Source organism: Streptomyces sp. NPDC127119, assembly GCF_042677425.1.
Classification (GTDB): domain Bacteria; phylum Actinomycetota; class Actinomycetes; order Streptomycetales; family Streptomycetaceae; genus Streptomyces.
The window spans coordinates 1-17,810 of record NZ_JBHXTO010000029.1 but is presented as its reverse complement, the minus strand read 5'-3'; the positions used below and the strand labels follow the sequence as shown (position 1 = coordinate 17,810).

Annotated in this window: 18 protein-coding genes and 1 riboswitch; of the genes, 8 read left to right on the top strand and 10 right to left on the bottom strand. The window is 71.7% G+C overall.

The genetic code is table 11. From position 1 onward, the window contains the following. Positions 1-88: 88 nt before the first annotated feature. Entirely contained in the window at positions 89-1,405 is a 1,317-nt protein-coding gene (locus ACFVH5_RS15790; protein ID WP_385834249.1) for a D-alanyl-D-alanine carboxypeptidase family protein, read from the top strand. Here ACFVH5_RS15790 and ACFVH5_RS15785 read toward each other — a convergent pair. From ACFVH5_RS15785 to ACFVH5_RS15770, 4 genes are read right to left on the bottom strand one after another with little or no spacing between them, the layout of a single operon-like run. Next, a complete protein-coding gene (locus tag ACFVH5_RS15785) occupies positions 1,359-2,291 on the bottom strand; it encodes a YihY/virulence factor BrkB family protein (protein ID WP_384800283.1) in 933 nt (310 codons plus the stop codon). The genes ACFVH5_RS15790 and ACFVH5_RS15785 overlap by 47 nt on opposite strands. Beyond that, entirely contained in the window at positions 2,279-2,740 is a 462-nt protein-coding gene (locus ACFVH5_RS15780; protein ID WP_385834247.1) for a GtrA family protein, read from the bottom strand. Before ACFVH5_RS15780 ends, ACFVH5_RS15785 begins: the two co-directional genes overlap by 13 nt. Then, on the bottom strand, positions 2,701-3,675 hold the full coding sequence (locus ACFVH5_RS15775; protein ID WP_385834246.1) for a decaprenyl-phosphate phosphoribosyltransferase: 975 nt from the start codon (positions 3,673-3,675) through the stop codon (positions 2,701-2,703). The genes ACFVH5_RS15780 and ACFVH5_RS15775 overlap by 40 nt, the downstream gene beginning before the upstream one ends. Beyond that, on the bottom strand, positions 3,668-4,189 hold the full coding sequence (locus ACFVH5_RS15770; protein WP_384800290.1) for a phosphatase PAP2 family protein: 522 nt from the start codon (positions 4,187-4,189) through the stop codon (positions 3,668-3,670). The genes ACFVH5_RS15775 and ACFVH5_RS15770 overlap by 8 nt, the downstream gene beginning before the upstream one ends. Positions 4,190-4,331: 142 nt before the next feature. Between ACFVH5_RS15770 and ACFVH5_RS15765 the strand changes: the two genes are divergently transcribed. Continuing rightward, complete coding sequence (locus ACFVH5_RS15765; RefSeq protein WP_385834245.1) at positions 4,332-5,687, top strand: FAD-binding protein; 1,356 nt, start codon at positions 4,332-4,334, stop codon at positions 5,685-5,687. A gap of 48 nt (positions 5,688-5,735) precedes the next feature. After that, the gene (locus tag ACFVH5_RS15760; RefSeq protein WP_385834244.1) at positions 5,736-6,491 is read left to right on the top strand and encodes a decaprenylphospho-beta-D-erythro-pentofuranosid-2-ulose 2-reductase; all 756 of its coding nucleotides are present in this window, start codon (positions 5,736-5,738) and stop codon (positions 6,489-6,491) included. Positions 6,492-6,603: 112 nt separating this feature from the next. Here the strand turns inward: ACFVH5_RS15760 and ACFVH5_RS15755 are convergent, their stop codons facing one another. Both ACFVH5_RS15755 and trpS read right to left on the bottom strand, forming a co-directional pair. Next, a complete protein-coding gene (locus ACFVH5_RS15755) occupies positions 6,604-7,182 on the bottom strand; it encodes a 2'-5' RNA ligase family protein (RefSeq protein WP_384800304.1) in 579 nt (192 codons plus the stop codon). 149 nt (positions 7,183-7,331) lie between these two features. Next, the gene (trpS, locus tag ACFVH5_RS15750) at positions 7,332-8,324 is read right to left on the bottom strand and encodes a tryptophan--tRNA ligase (protein WP_385834242.1); all 993 of its coding nucleotides are present in this window, start codon (positions 8,322-8,324) and stop codon (positions 7,332-7,334) included. A gap of 176 nt (positions 8,325-8,500) precedes the next feature. Between trpS and ACFVH5_RS15745 the strand changes: the two genes are divergently transcribed. The 3 genes from ACFVH5_RS15745 (at position 8,501) to ACFVH5_RS15735 (ending at position 11,210) form a co-directional block, all read left to right on the top strand. Continuing rightward, positions 8,501-9,205, top strand: coding sequence for an RNA polymerase sigma factor (locus ACFVH5_RS15745; RefSeq protein WP_385834241.1), 705 nt, complete (start codon positions 8,501-8,503; stop codon positions 9,203-9,205). Further along, positions 9,198-10,175: a hypothetical protein gene (locus ACFVH5_RS15740; RefSeq protein WP_385834240.1), complete on the top strand. Its 978-nt coding sequence runs from the start codon at positions 9,198-9,200 to the stop codon at positions 10,173-10,175. Before ACFVH5_RS15745 ends, ACFVH5_RS15740 begins: the two co-directional genes overlap by 8 nt. A 297-nt stretch (positions 10,176-10,472) precedes the next feature. Continuing rightward, positions 10,473-11,210, top strand: a complete 738-nt coding sequence (locus ACFVH5_RS15735) for a hypothetical protein (RefSeq protein ID WP_385834239.1) — start codon at positions 10,473-10,475, stop codon at positions 11,208-11,210. A 41-nt stretch (positions 11,211-11,251) separates the two neighbouring features. On the opposite strand, the gene ACFVH5_RS15730 is transcribed toward ACFVH5_RS15735, so the two are convergent. The 3 genes from ACFVH5_RS15730 to ACFVH5_RS15720 all read right to left on the bottom strand — a co-directional run bounded on the left by ACFVH5_RS15730 (position 11,252) and on the right by ACFVH5_RS15720 (position 14,510). Next, entirely contained in the window at positions 11,252-12,697 is a 1,446-nt protein-coding gene (locus tag ACFVH5_RS15730) for a glycine hydroxymethyltransferase (RefSeq protein WP_384800316.1), read from the bottom strand. Positions 12,698-12,728: 31 nt separating this feature from the next. After that, positions 12,729-12,815: riboswitch (ZMP/ZTP riboswitch) on the bottom strand. A gap of 90 nt (positions 12,816-12,905) precedes the next feature. Then, complete coding sequence (locus tag ACFVH5_RS15725; protein WP_385834238.1) at positions 12,906-14,093, bottom strand: glutathionylspermidine synthase family protein; 1,188 nt, start codon at positions 14,091-14,093, stop codon at positions 12,906-12,908. 60 nt (positions 14,094-14,153) lie between these two features. Beyond that, on the bottom strand, positions 14,154-14,510 hold the full coding sequence (locus ACFVH5_RS15720) for a hypothetical protein (protein ID WP_385834237.1): 357 nt from the start codon (positions 14,508-14,510) through the stop codon (positions 14,154-14,156). Between the two features lie 124 nt (positions 14,511-14,634). Here ACFVH5_RS15720 and ACFVH5_RS15715 point away from each other — a divergent pair, with 124 nt between their 5' ends. Then, a complete protein-coding gene (locus tag ACFVH5_RS15715) occupies positions 14,635-15,531 on the top strand; it encodes a hypothetical protein (protein WP_385834236.1) in 897 nt (298 codons plus the stop codon). 130 nt (positions 15,532-15,661) lie between these two features. Here ACFVH5_RS15715 and ACFVH5_RS15710 read toward each other — a convergent pair whose 3' ends face one another. Further along, positions 15,662-17,071: a PLP-dependent aminotransferase family protein gene (locus tag ACFVH5_RS15710; RefSeq protein ID WP_385834234.1), complete on the bottom strand. Its 1,410-nt coding sequence runs from the start codon at positions 17,069-17,071 to the stop codon at positions 15,662-15,664. Between the two features lie 47 nt (positions 17,072-17,118). Between ACFVH5_RS15710 and ACFVH5_RS15705 the strand changes: the two genes are divergently transcribed. Then, positions 17,119-17,616, top strand: coding sequence for a carboxymuconolactone decarboxylase family protein (locus tag ACFVH5_RS15705; protein ID WP_384800332.1), 498 nt, complete (start codon positions 17,119-17,121; stop codon positions 17,614-17,616). Positions 17,617-17,810 lie beyond the last annotated feature (194 nt).

Sequence of the window (17,810 nt, the reverse complement as noted above, 5' to 3'; positions counted from 1 at the left end):
GCACGGTGGCGGAAAAGCCCCTGGCGGAAAGGGCCCCGGCGAGGAGGCCCCTGCGACTTCCCTCCCCGCGCCCTGTACGTTCTCGACCGTGCCCGCCATGAAAAAGACCGCCAAGTCCTCCTTGCTGGTCACTTCCGCCACCCTGTTGTCGTTCTCGCTCGCGCTCACGGCGACCGCCACCGCGCCCGCCGCGGCAGCCGCTGCCGCCTTCGCGGCGGACAAGCCGAAGCCGAGCCCGTCGGCCAGCCCCTCGGCCACCCCACCGGCGGACATGTCGTCCGTGGGCGGCGCCCTGCTCGCGCAGCCCGGGACGCAGGCGAACCTCGGCACCGGAGCGCCGGTCCTCCCGAAGGATCTGAGCGCCCGCTCCTGGATCGTCGCGGACGCCGAGTCCGGCGATGTCCTCGCCTCGCACAACGCGCACTGGCGGCTGCCTCCGGCGAGCACCCTGAAGATGCTGTTCGCCGACACCGTGCTGCCCAAGTTCCCCAAGAAGCAGAAGCACAAGGTCGTCCCGGCGGACCTGGCGGGCATCGGCTCGGGCTCCAGCATGGTGGGCGTCAAGGAGGACGAGACGTACACGGTCCACGATCTGTGGCTCGGTGTCTTCCTTCGCTCCGGCAACGACGCCGTGCACGTCCTGTCCGCGATGAACGGCGGCGTCGACCAGACCGTCGAGGACATGAACGCGCGCGCCGAGGAGCTCCAGGCGCTCGACACGAACGTGGTCAGCCCGGACGGCTACGACGAGAAGCGCCAGGTGTCGTCGGCGTACGACCTGACCCTGTTCGCCCGCTCCGGCCTGCAGAACGAGGACTTCCGGGAGTACTGCTCGACGGTCCGCGCGAAGTTCCCCGGCGAGACCAGGAAGAACAAGAAGGGCAAGACCACCCGCGGGTCCTTCGAGATCCAGAACACCAACCGGCTGCTGACCGGCGACTACGGCCTCGACGCCTACCAGGGCATTGCGGGTGTGAAGAACGGCAACACCACGAACGCGGGCGCGACCTTCACCGGGGTCGCCGAGCGCGACGGCCGGGTGCTGCTGGTCACGGTCATGAACCCGGAGAAGCAGGAGCACGACGAGGTCTACAAGGAGACCGCCAAGCTCCTCGACTGGGGCTTCAAGGCCTCGGGCAAGGTCACCCCGGTGGGCGAGCTGGTGCCGCCGAAGAGCGCGGACACGGGCGCGCAGCCGGGCGCGAACGCCTCCGGCGAGGCGGGCGGTTCGGGCGACGGCGGGGGCAAGTCGAAGACGGTGGCCGCCGCGTCGAAGGCGGACGGTTCGGGCGGTGTCGGTATCGCCCTGGCGATCACCGGCGGCGTCCTCGCCCTGCTCGCCGCCGGTGTCTTCCTGATCAACCGCCGCTGGCCGCTGCCGGAGCTGATGCGTCGCCGCCGTTGAGGTCCGCGGAGTCGTCCGTCCCGGCCGGCTCCGCCGTCTCCTTGTGCTCCGTCGCCGTCCAGGACGCGCAGAAGAGCAGCAGCTTGGACGTGAAGTTGATCCACAGCAGCAGCGCGACGGGCACTCCGAACGCCCCGTACATGCTCTTCGCGGCGACTCCCTGGATGTAGCCGCTGAGCAGCAGTTTCAGCAGCTCGAACCCGGCTGCGCCGATCAGCGCGGCGACGACGAGGCGGCGTCGCTCGGGCTGGACGCCGGGGAGCAGTGTCAGGACGTACAGGAGCAGCAGGAAGGCGGCGAGGACGGCCACGGCGAACGCGGCCACCCGCAGCAGCACCCCGCCCCAGCCGCCCTCGTCGATGCCGAGCTGCCGGGTGGTCCAGCCCACGGCGGTCGACGCGAGGGTGGACGCGGCGATCGTGACGAGCGCGGCGCCGCCGAGGCCGACGAGTACGCCGCCGTCCACGAGCTTGCGCAGGATCGGGTTCTCCTCCTCGTCCGGCAGCTCCCAGACCGCGCGCAGGCACTCGCGCATCGAGCCGACCCAGCCGATGCCGGTGAACAGCAGCAGGGCGCCCGCGATGAGTCCGACGGTGCCCGCGTTGTCGACGAGGGCGCCGATGTCGAGCTGTTCGGCGATGCCGGGGATCTGCTCGGCGATCTTGTCCTCAAGCGTCTTCACCCCCTTCTCGTCGAGGGTCGCGGCGGCGATCGCGGCGGCCACGGTGATCAGCGGGAAGAGCGCGATGAAGCTGATGAAGGTCATCGCGGCGGCGAGCCGCGTCCACTTCACCCGGTCCAGCCGTTCGTACGAGCGCCAGGCGTGCGTGAGCATCAGTCGTGCGACCAACGGGCCCACGACGGGGAGCTTTTTCAGCCAGTCCATGATCCGACTCTGCCCTCGCCTCGGAAAACCAATGTCCTCGTACCCCAAAAGCGCAGGACCGTGGCGAGCGCCATGCCGATTCCCGCGCCCGACACGGTGTCCGCGCGCGGGGAGGTGAGCCCGAGTCCGTAGTGGCTCACGAGGATGCACAGCAGCTGTACCAGGGCTCCCGCGATGTTCACTCCGAAGAAGATCCCGTACTGGAGCAGGCTCGTGGTCGTGTGCCGGTACGTACCCAGCGCGTTGCCCGCGTACGCGACCGAGCAGCCCGCCACGAACGACAGGGCCTTGGCGGTCAGCGGGTCGAGCCCGGCCGGGCCGCGCAGCCACAGGAAGAGGGCGAGGTCGGCGGCGTACGCGAGGAGGCCCGCGGCGGCGAAGCCGAGCAGTTCCCTGCGGTGCGGCCGGGTCACCAGTTGGCCACCGCCAGGCCGTACATGGCGAGCCATGCCACACCGATGAGGGCGAGCGCGCGGTCGCGCAGGACCACGTCCTCGGGTTCGCCCGCGGTGCCCCGGTCGGCGAAGACCGCGTACCGCAGGACGGCGAGGATGAAGGCGACCATCGACAGCTGCCGCCAGGGCAGCACGCTGGTGTGCGGCAGGCCGCCCTCCTCCAGGGCCCACAGGCAGTAGCCGAGGACGGCGACGGAGGCGGCGAGCTGCCAGACGAAGCGCAGGTAGCCGACGGTGTACTCGGTGAGCAGCGCGCGCGTGGCGCCCGCCTTCCCGGCCATCTGGACGGCTTCGGAGTAGCGCTTGGCGGACACCATGAACAGCGCGCCGAAGCCGGTGGTGATCAGGAACCAGCGCGACAGCGGGATACCGAGCGCGAGCCCGCCGATCATGGCCCGCATCAGGAACCCGGTGGTCACCACGGCGAGATCGACGACCAGGACGTGCTTGAGGCTGATGCAGTACGCGAACTGCATCCCCAGGTAGGCGGTGAGCAGCGCCGAGGTGAGCGGCGAGCACACGAAGGCGGCCACGGTCGGGGCGACGACGGCGAGAACGATCCCTACGGAGTAGGCGACCGGGACGGGCACCACGCCCGCGGCGACCGGCCGGTGGCGCTTGACCGGGTGGGCGCGGTCGGCGTCGGCGTCACGTGCGTCGTTGACGAGGTAGACACTCGCCGCGCAGGCCGTGAACAGCACGAAGACCAGAGCGACCTGGATGAGGGCGTGCCGTGAGAAGAGTTCGCCGGCGGCGGCCGGGGCGGCGACGACGAGGACGTTCTTGACCCACTGTTTCGGACGGGCGGTCCTGATGACCCCCTTCAGGAGGCCACTTTTCGGCGGGGCGGGCCGCTTCCCCCGTGTCCCCTCCGCGGTCTCCGGGCTCCCCGGACTCTTCGCACTCCCCAGAAGGACCGTCTCAGCCATGGTCACGGCCTCCTGTCATCCAGCGGGCGCCCAGCCGGGCCGTCACCGCGCCGAGGGCGGCGCCCGCGGCGACGTCCGAGGGGTAGTGGACGCCGACGACCACCCGCGACACACACATCGCGGCGGCCAGCGCGGGCACCACGCGCGCGCCGAGCGCGCCGAAGGCCACGGCGGCGGCCACCGCGGACGTGGCGTGCGAGCTGGGGAAGGAGTGCCGGCCCGCGGTGCGGACCAGCGGCTCGACATGGCCGGGACGCGGACGGCGTACGAGCCGTTTCACACCCATGCTGGCGAGGTGCGCGCCCGCGGTCAGGGCCGTGCCGCGCAGCCAGGCGCCGCGCCGCTCCCGGTCGGCGGCGGCTCCCGCGAGGCCCGCCGCGAGCCACAGCGCGCCGTGCTCGCCTACCAGGGACAGGGTCCGCGCGGCGGCGGCGACTCCGGGTCCCGTGCCGCGTGCGTGGAGGGCCGTGAGGATCCGGTGGTCCAGGTCAGGGCGCTCGTCGTGGTGGTCCATGGGGACTCACTGTTCACGTCGACGGCGCCGCAGCTCCGGCAATATTGAGCGACATCCCATTAATCACCCATTTCGGGGAGGAAAGGGATGTAGTGGGATGTTAGGTAACTAAAGGCAACTTCCGCTCGATACGGTCACTGGCATGCCTACCGACACGGTTTCCGTCACGGGGTGGGGCCGCACCGCTCCCACCGCAGCCCGCCTGGTGCGCCCCCGTTCGTACGAGGAGGCGGTGGCGGCCGTCCGTGACTGCGGGGCCCGGGGAGGCATCGCCCGGGGCCTCGGACGGGCGTACGGGGACGCGGCGCAGAACGCGGGCGGGGCCGTGTTCGACATGACGGGGCTCGACAGCGTCCACGCGGTCGACGTGGACGGCGGGACCGTGCTGTGCGGCGCCGGTGTCTCCCTGCACCGCCTCATGGAAGTACTGCTGCCGCTGGGCTGGTTCGTGCCGGTGACGCCCGGGACCCGCTATGTGACGGTCGGCGGGGCGATCGGCGCGGACATCCACGGCAAGAACCACCATGTGTCCGGCTCGTTCGCCCGTCACGTCCTGTCCTTCGAACTGCTGACGGCCGACGGGCAGATCCGCATGGTGGACCGGGGAACACCCCTGTTCGACGCCACGGCGGGCGGGATGGGCCTGACCGGCGTCATCCTGACGGCCACCGTCCGGCTGCAGCCCGTCGAGACGTCGTTGATGTCCGTCGACACGGAACGCGCCACGGACCTGGACGACTTGATGGCCCGCCTCACGGCCACCGACCACCGCTACCGCTACTCGGTCGCCTGGATCGACCTGCTGGCCCGGGGCGCGTCCATGGGCCGCTCGGTGCTGACCCGGGGCGATCATGCCCCCCTGGAGGCGCTGGACGGCCGCACGCGCGCGCGTAGAGCCCCGTTGGAGTTCCGTCCGGGGCGTCTGCCCGCCGCGCCCTCCTTCGTCCCCGAGGGCCTGCTCGGCCGCACGACGGTGGGCCTCTTCAACGAGCTCTGGTACCGCAAGGCGCCCCGCGCGCGGGTGGGCGAACTCCAGCGGATGTCCACGTTCTTCCATCCGCTCGACGGCGTGCCGCACTGGAACCGCGTCTACGGACGCGGCGGTTTCGTGCAGTACCAGTTCGCCGTCGGCTACGGGCAGGAGGAGACTCTGCGCCGGATCGTGCAGCGCATCTCGCAGCGCCGCTGCCCGTCCTTCCTCGCCGTCCTGAAGCGGTTCGGCGAGGGCGACCCGGGCTGGCTGTCCTTCCCGATGCCCGGCTGGACCCTCGCCCTCGACATCCCCGCGAACCTGCCGGGGCTCGGCGGCTTCCTCGACGAGCTGGACGCGGAGGTCGCCGCGGCCGACGGGCGGGTCTACCTCGCCAAGGACTCCCGGCTGCGGCCCGAACTGCTCACGGCGATGTATCCGCGGCTCGGCGAGTTCCGGGCGCTGCGCGAGGAGCTGGACCCGCGGTCCGTCTTCACCTCCGACCTGTCCCGGCGCCTCGGACTCTGACGCCGGCCACCTGCCCTGTCGGCCCTCTTCCCATAGGAGTTCGGTCCCATGAAGGACGCCTTCGGCATCCCCCAGTCCCTGCTCGTCCTCGGCGGCACGTCCGAGATCGGGCTCGCCACCGCACGGCGGCTGATCACCCGCCGCACCCGCACGGTGTGGCTCGCCGGCCGCCCCTCCCCCGGCCTGGAATCGGCCGCCTCGGGGCTGCGGGAACTCGGCGCGGACGTCCGTACCGTCGACTTCGACGCGCTCGACCCGGACGCCCACGAGGCGGCCCTCGGCAAGGTGTTCGCCGAGGGCGACATCGACATGGTCCTGCTCGCGTTCGGCGTCCTGGGCGACCAGTCGCACGACGAGAACGAGCCCGGCGCCGCGGTCCGGGTCGCCCAGACCAACTACACGGGCGCCGTGTCGTCGGGCCTGGTGTGCGCGCGGGCGCTCCAGACGCAGGGCCACGGCTCCCTGGTGGTGCTCTCCTCGGTGGCGGGCGAGCGGGCCCGCCGCGCCAACTTCATCTACGGCTCCAGCAAGGCGGGCCTCGACGCGTTCACCCAGGGCCTGGGCGACGCGCTGTACGGCACGGGCGTCCACGTGATGGTCGTACGGCCCGGCTTCGTCCGTTCCAGGATGACGGAGGGCCTGGAGGAGGCTCCCCTCGCGACAACCCCCGAGGCGGTCGCCACGGCCATCGAGACGGGCCTGCGCCGCCGCTCCGAAACGGTGTGGGTGCCGGGGGCGCTCCGGGTGGTCATGTCGGCACTGCGGCACATCCCGCGCGGGGTTTTCCGCCGCCTGCCGCTGTAGCGAACGGGCCCCTGCGGGGGCGCCCCTCCAGGGGCGCGGGGAACTGCGCGACAAGCCACGACGGACCCGCAGACGAGAACCGGACCTCAGGCCCCCGCCCCCGAGCGCCCCGTCAGCACGCCGGAAGCGGGCCCCGTTCCACGTGGGTCGCCTGCGGCGGTACGACCGCGCCTCCGAAGACGTAGTCGCGCAGCCTGCGCCACACGCCGTCGGGCCCCTGCTCGTAGAGCGCGAAGCCGGTGCACGGCCAGTGCGCCTCGTACTCCGCCAGTTCCTCGAAGGCCCGGTCCATCGCCTCGTCGTCGATGCCGTGCGCCACCGTCACATGGGGGTGGTACGGGAACTGCAGCTCGCGCGCCACGGGCCCGGAGGCGTCCCTGACCTGCTTCTGCAGCCAGGTGCAGGCCTCGGCACCCTCGACCACCTGCACGAACACGACCGGGGACAGCGGACGGAACGTTCCCGTGCCGTTCAGCCGCATCGAGAAGGGCCGGCCGGCCGCCGCGACCTCCACGAGATGCGTCTCGATCGCGGGCAGCGCCGACTGTTCGACCTCGGTCGGCGGCAGCAGCGTGACGTGGGTGGGAATGCCGGAAGCCGCGGGGTCGCCGAAGCCCGCGCGCCGCTCCTGGAGCAGGCTGCCGTGTGGCTCCGGGACCGCGATCGACACACCGATCGTTACGGTCCCCACGTCGTCTCCTGTCGTTGTGCCGGTGTTCTTTTCCACCGTGTCGGCGTTCCGGTCGGGCGAGGTCTGCCGCCGGTTCGGCTATCGACTGTACGGCGGTGCGGGCCCGTTCCGGATGTCGTGCCGGTGTTGTCCTGGTCTCGTCCCGGCGATCAGTGCTTGGCGGGGAGGAAACCCACCTTGTCGTACGCCTGGGACAGCGTCTCCGCCGCGACCGCGCGAGCCTTCTCAGCTCCCTTGGCCAGGATCGAGTCGAGCGTCTCCGGGTCGTCCAGGTACTGCTGGGTGCGCTCCCGGAAGGGCGTCACGAAGTCGACCATGACCTCCGCCAGGTCCGTCTTCAGCGCACCGTAGCCCTTGCCGACGTACTTCTGCTCCAGTTCCGCGATACCGGTGCCGGTGAGGGTGGAGTAGATGCTCAGCAGATTGCTGACGCCCGGCTTCTCCACGGGGTCGAACCTGATCACCGTGTCCGTGTCGGTGACCGCGCTCTTGACCTTCTTCGCGGTGGCCTTCGGTTCGTCGAGGAGGTTGATGAGGCCCTTCGGCGTCGACGCCGACTTGCTCATCTTGATCGACGGGTCCTGAAGATCGAAGATCTTCGCCGTCTCCTTGAGGATGTACGGCTTCGGAACCGTGAACGTCTCCCCCAGGCGGCTGTTGAACCGCTCGGCGAGGTCACGCGTCAGCTCGATGTGCTGGCGCTGGTCCTCGCCCACGGGGACCTCGTTGGCCTGGTACAGCAGGATGTCCGCGACCTGCAGGATCGGGTACGTGAAGAGGCCGACGGAGGCGCGGTCGGCGCCCTGCTTGGCGGACTTGTCCTTGAACTGGGTCATGCGGGCGGCCTCGCCGAAGCCGGTGAGGCAGTTCATGATCCACGCGAGCTGGGCGTGCTCGGGCACATGGCTCTGGACGAAGAGTGTGCAGCGCTCGGGGTCGAGCCCGGCGGCCAGCAGCTGGGCGGCGGCGAGCCGGGTGTTCGCGCGCAGGTCCGCGGGGTCCTGCGGGAGGGTGATCGCATGCAGGTCCACGACCATGTAGAAGGCGTCGTGGGACTCCTGCAGGGCCACCCACTGGCGGACGGCGCCGAGGTAGTTGCCGAGGTGGAACGAGCCTGCGGTGGGCTGGATTCCGGAAAGCACACGCAAATCAGGCTGCGGCGCGGAGCGCCCCGTTTGAGGGCGGGGGTGGGAGACGGGCGGGCGGTCAGAAGCCATGCTCACCATTCTCTCAGGTGTCGGGGCCCACTCCGGAACTGGTCGGAAACAGGTGGGAACAGATCTGTCTCCGGCGGTGTAACAAGAGTGTGAGGACGAGCGTGGGGGCGCGGGAGGGGGGCCGCATCGTCGATGAGGACGCGGTCATCGCACGGGTGCGCGCCGGAGAGCCGGAGGCGTACGCGCAGCTGGTCCGTGCCCATACGGGCCTCGCGCTCAGGGCCGCCGCGGCGCTGGGTGCGGGGGCGGACGCGGAGGACGTGGTGCAGCAGGCCTTCTTCAAGGCCTACTGCTCGTTGGGGCGTTTTCGGGACGGCGCGGCGTTCAGGCCGTGGCTGCTCTCGATCGTCGCCAATGAGACGAGGAACACAGTGCGGACGGCGGTCCGCCAGCGGTCCCTGGCCGGCCGCGAGGCCGCGCTGGTGGAGGCGGAGCCGCTGATACCGGAATCGGCGGACCCGGCGACCGCGGCGCTGGAGACCGAGCGCAGGACGGCGCTGCTGACCGCCCTGGAGAGCCTCGGCGAGGAGCACCGCCTGGTCGTCACCTACCGCTATCTGCTGGAGATGGACGAGTCGGAGACGGCCCAGGCCCTGGGCTGGCCGCGCGGGACGGTGAAATCCCGGCTCAACCGCGCCCTGCGAAAGCTGAGCAGACTCCTCCCGGACTTCGAACCACCCCGGGAACGGCCCGAGCACCCCGAGGACGAGGAGAGGCGGGAGCGTCTGGGGAAGCGGCGGGGGCTGGGAAAGCAGCGGGCGCCGCAGGATCAGGGGGCACGGAGAGGAGGTGATGAGCATGAGTGAGCGGTACGAGGACGGGGGCGGCGCGGCCTCCGGTGACGGGGGGCGGCAGGGGCAGGGGCAGGGGCAGGAGCAGCGCGACGGGTTCGGGAGTGGAAGTGGGAGTGGGCCCGGGATTGAGCGCGAGCGTGTCTCGCGGTTGACGGAGGAGTTGCGGGCGCTCGGGCGGTCGATGGACCGGCCCGGGGACCCGGGCGGCGAGTCGATGGTCGAGCGGGTGCTGGAGCAGATACTCGCCGAGCGGGTGCCGCCCCCGGTGGCCGAGCCGACGACCCCGGCCGAGCGGCTGCGGGTGATGCGCCGCTGGGTGCGGTCGCGCGGGCGCGTGCTGAGCGCGGGTCTGTGCGGTCTGCTGACGGTCCTCGTGCTCACGCCTCCGGTGCGCGCCGCGGTCGTCGACTGGTTCGACTTCGCCGGGGTCGAGGTGCGGCACGACCCTTCGGTGAAGCCGTCGCCCGGCGCGGAGGTCCCGGGCTGCACAGGCCCGTCGCTCACACTCGCCGAGGCCGGACGGCGGGCCGGGTTCGCACCCCGCACGCCGCCCGCCCTCGGGCCTCCGGACGCGGTGACGGTGGCCCGGGAGCCGAAGGAGCGGTTCCTGATGAGCCTGTGCTGGCGCGAGCGGGGGCACACGATCCGGCTCGACGAGTACGCGGCGTCGCTGAGCCCCGGCTTCGCGAAGGTCGTGCCGAAGCCGCCGGAGTACGTCCCGCTGGACGAGGACGCGGAATTCGCCGGCGGCCGGGCGCTGTGGTTCTCCGAGCCGCATCTGCTGCGGCTCTGGCTGGTGGACTCGGACGGCGACTTCACCCGCTCCGTCCGGACCGCCGGGCCCACGCTGCTGTGGACGCACCGGGGTGACACGACGCTCCGGCTGGAGGGCGTGGCGTCGAAGACACGGGCGGTGGAGATCGCACGGTCGTTGGAACGGGAACGGGAACGGGAACGGGAACGGGATCTGGAGCGGGAGTAAGGGTCTGCCGGGTCGGATTTTTGGTGGACGCGGAGTGGGAACCCCGGCGGGTCGGGCGGTGTACCAGAAGTGACAGACGGTCGCGGACGGACCGCCCCGTGCCGTGGGGTGCGGCGCAGGCGGGCTCGGGCGCCGGGGAGCTGAGGAGCCGGGGAGGGGCAGGGATGCGAGGAGGGGTGGGGATGCGAGGAGGAGTGGGCACAGGGTGGCCTGGGCTGGAGCTGGGACTGGGCTTGGGGCCGGGGCCGGGGCTGAGGCTGGCCGATGGTTGAGGGGGCGGTTCGGCCGGGGACGGGGATGGCTGCCGTCGCCGCGTTCAGAGTGGTCGCGGCGGTCACCGCTGTCGGCGCGTTCGCCTCGGTCGCCACTGTCGTCGTCGGCGCCGCGCTCGCCATGGTCGTCGGGTTCGGCGCGGCTCGGGCTCATGCGGCGGTCCCGGGCGCGGAAGGCGGCTCGCCGAATCTCGCGGTCGTCGTGGCGGGCGACGGTACGGGGCGGACCACGAGCGTGCGGTCCGGGGAGCCGGACTTCGCCCGGCTCTGGCAGTTGACGGGGCCGACGGCCACCGGCACGGAGAAGGTCCCGCAGGAGTGGCTCGAAGGGCGTTTCCCCGCCGTGCGGGCCACGGTCGTCTGGGGGACGACCGGAGTGGGCGGCTGGCCGGAGACGGACAGTGCTCCCGGGGGCGACATCTTCATGGGCCGACAGGACCAGGTGTTCCTGGCGAAGGACGGCACGCCCTGGATCCGGTCCGACCCGGCACTCGATGTGAACGACGACGACATCCGCTGGCACCGGGCGCCCCGGTCGGTCTATGACCACTTGCGGCAAAGGGAGTTGTTCGGTTCCGGACCCGTCGTGGGTGGAGGGTCCCGTTCCGGGGACCATGCGTGGTGGGCGGCGCCGGGGGTCACGACGGGCCTGGCGGCGGGAATCGTCCTCGGCTCCGGCGGCACTCTGCTGATACGCCGCGCGGCGGCCGGGCGTGAGCCGGGGCCGCCGCGGGAGTCACGACAGGAACTGATCGACTTGTGAGTCGACCGGCCGGGGCCGGGTGGGCCCCGGTGGCCGGGGACTCAGCCGAGGTCGATCTCCGGGTACAGCGGGAAGCCGGTGAGGAGGTCGGTCGCGCGGTGGGAGATCTCGTCCGCGATCTTCGGGTCGAGGATGTGCTGGGCCTTGGAGGGGGCGCCCTTCTTGGTGGTGCCCGGTTCCGTGGTGGTGAGGACGCGGTCGATGAGGCCCGCGATCTCGTCCATCTCGGTGGCCCCGAGGCCCCGGGTGGTCAGCGCGGGCGTGCCGATCCGAATGCCCGAGGTGTACCAGGCGCCGTTCGGGTCGGCGGGGATCGCGTTGCGGTTGGTGACGATGCCCGAGTCGAGCAGGGCCGACTCGGCCTGGCGGCCGGTGAGGCCGTAGGAGGAGGCGACATCGATGAGGTTGAGGTGATTGTCCGTGCCGCCGGTGACCAGCGTGGCACCGCGCCGCATCAGGCCCTCGGCGAGGGCGCGGGCGTTGTCGACGACGGCCTGGGCGTAGTCGCGGAACTCGGGGCGGCGGGCCTCGGCGAGGGCGACGGCCTTGGCGGCCATGACGTGCGGGAGGGGGCCGCCGAGGACCATCGGGCAGCCGCGGTCGACCTGGTCGGCGAGCGAGGAGTCGCACAGGACCATGCCGCCGCGCGGGCCGCGCAGCGACTTGTGGGTGGTCGTGGTGACGATCTGGGCGTGCGGTACCGGGTCGAAGTCCCCGGTGAGGACCTTGCCGGCGACGAGACCGGCGAAGTGGGCCATGTCGACCATGAGCGTGGCACCGACCTCGTCGGCGATCTCGCGCATGATCCGGAAGTTCACGAGACGGGGGTAGGCGGAATAGCCGGCGACGATGATCATCGGCTTGAACTCGCGGGCCGTGGCGCGCAGGGCCTCGTAGTCGATGAGGCCGGTGGTGGGGTCGGTGCCGTAGGAGCGCTGGTCGAACATCTTGCCGGAGATGTTCGGGCGGAAGCCGTGGGTGAGGTGGCCGCCGGCGTCCAGGGACATGCCGAGCATGCGCTGGTTGCCGAAGGCCTGGCGCAGCTCGGCCCAGTCGGCCTCGGAGAGGTCGTTGACGTTGCGGACGCCGGCCTTCTCCAGGGCGGGGGCCTCGACGCGCTGGGCGAGGACGGCCCAGAAGGCGACGAGGTTGGCGTCGATGCCGGAGTGCGGCTGGGCGTAGGCGTGCTCGGCGCCGAAGAGCTCGCGGGCGTGCTCGGCTGCGAGGGCCTCGACGGTGTCCACGTTGCGACAGCCGGCGTAGAAGCGGCGGCCGACGGTGCCTTCCGCGTACTTGTCGCTGAACCAGTTGCCCATCGCGAGGAGGGTGGCCGGGGAGGCGTAGTTCTCGGAGGCGATCAGCTTGAGCATCTCGCGCTGGTCGGCGACCTCCTGCCCGATGGCGTCGGCGATCCGGGGTTCGACGGCACGGATCACTTCGAGGGCACTGCGGAAGGCGGTGGATTCGGTGGAAAGGGGCTCTGGCATGACGGCCTCCGGACGTGGCGTTCGGCGTTCACGGTTCGGCCCAGGCGCACGGCACACACTTCCCGGGCCGCTCCCCGATGGTCGATCCCATCCCAGCGCGCCAGTCACGGCCCGTGGATCAGCGTACCGGGAGGGCCCGCGGGAGAGGTTCCGCCGTCCACCATGCGAGCGACGGCAGGGTCCGGCCGAGGCCGGTCCCTGCCGTGGGTCACAAGATCACGTGCGGCAGGAAGCGTGCGTATTCGTCCGTCACCAGGCCGGACGATTCGCGGATGCCGAGGCCGGCCGATTCGTGTCCGACGACCCAGGCGCCGAGGACGACCCGGTTGCCGTCGAAGGACGGCAGGGGCGCCAGCTCCTGGTAGCAGCAGGCCTCCTCGCGGACGGCGACGGGGCCGGGGCCCGGTTCGTGGATGGTGACGCCTGCGCCCTCGCGGCCGAGGAGGGGCTTGGCCACGTATCCGCTGGTGGTGGCGAGTTCGCGGGGGCCGTCGAGGTAGGCGGGGAGGAGGTTGGGGTGGTCGGGGTACAGCTCCCAGAGGATCGCGAGGAGGGCTTTGTTGCTGAGCAGCATCTTCCAGGCGGGTTCGATCCACATCGTCGTGCCGGTGCCGCCGCCGTTGTCGAGGGTGGCGAGGACGTGCGGGGCGAAGCGGTCGGTGGTGAGCCATTCCCAGGGATAGAGCTTGAAGCAGCTGCGGATGAAGCGGAGCTGCTTGTCGACGAAGCGTCCGGAGAGGCGGTCCCAGCCGATCTCCTCCATCGCGATCCAGGCGGTGTCGAGGCCGGCCTGTTCCGCGGTCTCCTTCAGATAGCCGACCGTCATGAGGTCCTCGCCGAGTTCGTCGGCGGCGGAGTGCGCGAAGTAGAGGGGGCTGCCCGGCGGGAGGAGGGAGGCCTGCTTCCGCCAGGCTTCGACGAGCCGTTCGTGGAGGGAGTTCCACTGGTCGGCGCCGGGGAAGCGTTCCTCCATCCAGAACCACTGGGGGCTCGCGGCCTCGACGAGCGAGGTCGGGGTGTCGGCGTTGTACTCCAGGAGCTTCGCCGGGCCCGTGCCGTCGTAGCGGAGGTCGAAACGGCCGTACAGGGAGGGGAGTTCGGCGCGGCGGCGCCAGGCCTCGGCGACCGGCTCCGCCACGCGCGGGTCGGTGATCCCGAGGTCGGCGAGGCGGTTCCCGGTGACGATGTACTCGGCCGCGGCCAGGCACATCGTGTGGAGTTCCTCGACGACCTGCTCCAGTGCCTCGACCTCGGGCAGGGAGAAGACGTAGTGGGCGGACTCGTCCCAGTAGGGGCGCAGGGAGTCGTCCGGGTAGCGGGTGAGGGGGTAGATGAGGCCCTGGTCCTCGACCGTTCGCTGCCAGTCGGGGCGGGGTTCCATGGTTCGGCGTTCCACAGTCGGTGTCCGTAGGTCCGTCAGTTGTCCGGAGATCCGTCAGCGCGTTCCGTGTCCCGGTCAGCCGCCGCCGCTGCCCGAGTCCGAGCAGCCGAAGCCGTCCCGGTCGACTGCCTCGCTGCGGCTGAAGGTGCCGTCCTCGGCGCGGCCTCCGGCGACGTCGGCGTCGTAGTACCAGGCGGCGTCGACCGTGCCGTTCCCGCTGGTCCCGCGCTTTCTGCCCGCCGACGTGGAGCCGGAGCCGGACGCGCAGTTCTTGTCGACGACGACCTTGTAGCCGCCCGCGTAGTCGTAGCTGTCGCGGTCCACACAGCGGCGGTCGGGATCGGACCCGCACGAGGTGAGGGCTGTCGCGAGGATGCCCATGCCTCCGAGTACGACCGTGCTGGACCGTAGTCTTCTGCGCTGCTCCGCCATGTCTCTCCCCCGTCAGGCCCGTCGTCCGGGCTCGTCAGTCCGACAGCGTAAAGATCACGCGCCCCGGTTGTACAAGCGGCTACCCCAACTCTCCCTCCTCTAAAGTCACTTTGTGCTCTTTGGAATGCTGTGTGCCCTTGGCGCGTCGGTGTGCTTCGGGACGGCGACCGTGTTGCAGGCGATCGCCGCGCGGGCGGCCGGGCCGGGCACGGAGTCCTCTGCCCCGGCTTCCGGTGGCGCGGCTTCCGGTGACGCGGCTTCCGGGGTGGATGCCGCCCTGTTCCTGCGGGCCGTGCGTGAGTGGCGGTATCTCGCCGGGCTCGCGCTCGACGGGGTCGGGTTCGTGCTGCAGATCGCGGCTCTGCGGTCGCTGCCGATCTACGCGGTGGGGGCGGCGCTCGCCGCGAGTCTCGCGGTGACGGCGGTGGTGGCGGCCTGGCTCCTCGGGGTGCGGCTGAGCGGGATCGAGTGGGGTGCGGTCGCCGTGGTGTGCGCGGGGCTCGCGATGCTCGGGCTGGCGTCCGGCGAGGAGGGGGACAGGGCCGGTTCGACGGCGCTCAAGTACGCGATGCCGGCCACCGCCTTCGCCGTACTGCTCGTCGGGGCGCTCGCCGGGCGGCTGCCCGGACGGGCGCGGGCGCTCGCGCTCGGCCTGGGCGCCGGGTTCGGGTTCGGGGTGGTCGAGGTGTCGGTCCGGCTCATCGAGAGCCTCGCGCCCTCGACACTCGTCACCAATCCGGCGACGTACGCGCTGCTGCTGGGCGGGGGCGCCGCGTTCCTGCTGCTCACCTCGGCGCTCCAGCGCGGATCGGTGACGACGGCCACGGCGGGGCTGGTCGTCGGCGAGACCATCGGGCCGGCCGTGGTGGGCGTGGTCTGGCTGGGCGACCGTACCCGCGAGGGTCTGGAGTGGCTGGCCGTCCTCGGTTTCGCGGTGGCGGTGGCGGGCGGGCTGGCGCTGGCGCGCTTCGGGGAGGCGCCGGCGGACGACGGGGCGAAGGCGGAACCGGGCACGCCCTAGAGCTTGGGCCTGAGCCTGAGCTTGGGTCTGGGCCTGGGTCCGGGCCTGGGCCGACCCCCGCCGCTCGCCTCCCGCCCATCGCCCATCGCCTATCGCCATTCGCCGTCCGCCGCTCGCCGCCCCGGCGGGGTTAGGGCAGCGCCGCGCACAGTGTGTCCAGGGCTCCCGGCCAGCCGCTGTCCGACGGGGTTCCGTAGCCGACGACCAGGGCGTCCGCCGGAGGGTGCGTGGCGGCCGGGTGGCGGTAGCGGGTCAGGCCGTGGACGGCCAGGCCGTGCCAGGCCGCCGCGCGGACCACCGACTGCTCGGTGCCGGGCGGGAGCCGCAGCACGGCGTGGAAACCGGCCGCGATACCGGTGGCGGTGACCGAAGGGGCGCGGGCCGCCAGGGCCGCGACGAGCTGGTCGCGGCGGCGGCGGTAACGGAGGCGGGAGGCACGTACATGACGGTCGTACGCGCCCGAGGTGATGAACTCCGCCAGGGTCAGCTGGTCCAGGACCCCGCACGACCAGTCCGCGCCGCCCTTCGCCGCCATGACCTCGGGCGCCACGTCCGGCGGCAGGACCAGCCAGCCGAGGCGCAGGCCGGGCGCGAGCGCCTTGCTGGCGGTGCCGAAGTACACCACGCGGTCCGGGTCGAGGCCCTGGAGCGCGCCCACGGGCTGGCGGTCGTAGCGGAACTCGCCGTCGTAGTCGTCCTCCAGGATCAGCCCGCGCGTGCGCCGCGCCCAGTCGACGGCGGCGGCACGGCGGTCGGGGCGCAGCGGCACACCCATGGGGAACTGGTGGGCGGGCGTGAGCAGCACCCCGCCCAGGGCGCCGTCACCGGGCTCACCCAAGTCGTCGGTCCGCGTGCCCAGTTCGTCGAACGGCAGCGGCCTCGACTCCAGGCCCGCCCGTTCGATCAGGTCCCAGTGCACGTCGAGGCCGTACGACTCCACCGCGAGCGTCCGTGCGCCCCGGCGCCGCAGCACCTCCCCGAGCAGCATCAGCCCGTGCACGAAGCCCGAGCAGACGAGGATGTGGTCGGGGTCGGCGCGTACGCCACGGGCGCGGGCGAGGTAGCCGGCGAGGGCGGTGCGCAGTTCGACCCGGCCGCGCGGATCCCCGTAACCGAGGGCGTCGTTCGGTGCCGCGGTGAGGGCCCGGCGGTAGGCCCTGAGCCATTCGGCGCGCGGGAAGGAGGCGAGGTCCGGGGTGCCGGGGACCAGGTCGTACGCGGGTCCCCGGAGTGAACGGGGCCTGCGCGCGGGAGAGGCCGGGACCGGCACGTTCCGCTGCGCCACGCGTGTGCCCGAGCCCTGGCGTGCGGTGAGCCAGCCCTCGGCGACGAGGTCGGCGTAGGCGTCGGCGACCGTGTTGCGGGCGATGCCGAGGTCGGCGGCGAGGGAGCGTGAGGACGGCAGCCGGATGCCCGGTGCGAGCCGTCCGCCCCGTACCGCCTCCCGCAGCGCGTCCGTGAGGCCTCTGCGCAGGCCGGAGCCGGTACGCGCCACGTCCACATGCAGATCCACTCCGAAAGTGGCCCAAGATCCAGCCATGGAAATGGACCATACTCCTGGGCTGGTTCGCTCGTAGGGTCGAGAACATGACGACGACGACACAGAGCACCACCGCCCCTGAGGAGAGCCCCCGGCTCCAGTGGGCCAAGTTCGCCCCCGAGGTCTACAAGGCCATGGTCAAGCTGGACGCGGCGGCCCGGCGGGGCGTCGACCCCGTGCTGCTGGAACTGGTGAAGATCCGCACCTCGCAGCTCAACCACTGCGCGTTCTGCCTCGACATGCACACGAAGGACGCGTTCGCGGCGGGCGAGAGTGTGGAGCGGATCGTCCAGCTCAGCGCGTGGGAGGAGTCCCGGCACTTCTACACGGAGAAGGAGCTTGCGGCGCTCGCGCTGACCGAGGCGGTGACGGTTCTGACGGACGGGTTCGTCCCGGACGAGGTGTTCGAGACGGCCGCGCGGTACTTCGACGAGACGGAGCTGTCCCAGCTGCTTGCGTCGATCACGGTGATCAACGCGTGGAATCGGTTCGGGGTGAGTTGCCGTCTTGTGCCGGGGCATTACACGGCGGGGCAGCACGGGTGAGTTTCCGGACCCGTTTCTCCGGACGGGTCCACGTGATCGCTTCGGCTGCGGGCCGTGGGGGTTGCCCGCGCCGTTCCCCGCGCCCCTAAAAGATTGCGCAGTTCCCCGCGCCCCTGAGAGACCGGGCCGGTCGCCGCTGCCCCGTGCCGCTCAAAGCGAAAAGATTGCGCAGTTCCCCGCGCCCCCATCAGGGG

Coding starts and splice junctions, on each gene's coding strand:
- ACFVH5_RS15785 (WP_384800283.1), bottom strand. CDS start 2,291: ATGGACTGGCTGAAAAAGCTCCCCGTCGTGGGCCCGTTGGTCGCACGA.
- ACFVH5_RS15780 (WP_385834247.1), bottom strand. CDS start 2,740: ATGGCTCGCCATGTACGGCCTGGCGGTGGCCAACTGGTGACCCGGCCG.
- ACFVH5_RS15775 (WP_385834246.1), bottom strand. CDS start 3,675: ATGGCTGAGACGGTCCTTCTGGGGAGTGCGAAGAGTCCGGGGAGCCCG.
- ACFVH5_RS15770 (WP_384800290.1), bottom strand. CDS start 4,189: ATGGACCACCACGACGAGCGCCCTGACCTGGACCACCGGATCCTCACG.
- ACFVH5_RS15765 (WP_385834245.1), top strand. CDS start 4,332: ATGCCTACCGACACGGTTTCCGTCACGGGGTGGGGCCGCACCGCTCCC.
- ACFVH5_RS15760 (WP_385834244.1), top strand. CDS start 5,736: ATGAAGGACGCCTTCGGCATCCCCCAGTCCCTGCTCGTCCTCGGCGGC.
- ACFVH5_RS15740 (WP_385834240.1), top strand. CDS start 9,198: ATGAGTGAGCGGTACGAGGACGGGGGCGGCGCGGCCTCCGGTGACGGG.
- ACFVH5_RS15735 (WP_385834239.1), top strand. CDS start 10,473: ATGGCTGCCGTCGCCGCGTTCAGAGTGGTCGCGGCGGTCACCGCTGTC.
- ACFVH5_RS15730 (WP_384800316.1), bottom strand. CDS start 12,697: ATGCCAGAGCCCCTTTCCACCGAATCCACCGCCTTCCGCAGTGCCCTC.
- ACFVH5_RS15720 (WP_385834237.1), bottom strand. CDS start 14,510: ATGGCGGAGCAGCGCAGAAGACTACGGTCCAGCACGGTCGTACTCGGA.
- ACFVH5_RS15715 (WP_385834236.1), top strand. CDS start 14,635: ATGCTGTGTGCCCTTGGCGCGTCGGTGTGCTTCGGGACGGCGACCGTG.
- ACFVH5_RS15710 (WP_385834234.1), bottom strand. CDS start 17,071: ATGGCTGGATCTTGGGCCACTTTCGGAGTGGATCTGCATGTGGACGTG.
- ACFVH5_RS15705 (WP_384800332.1), top strand. CDS start 17,119: ATGACGACGACGACACAGAGCACCACCGCCCCTGAGGAGAGCCCCCGG.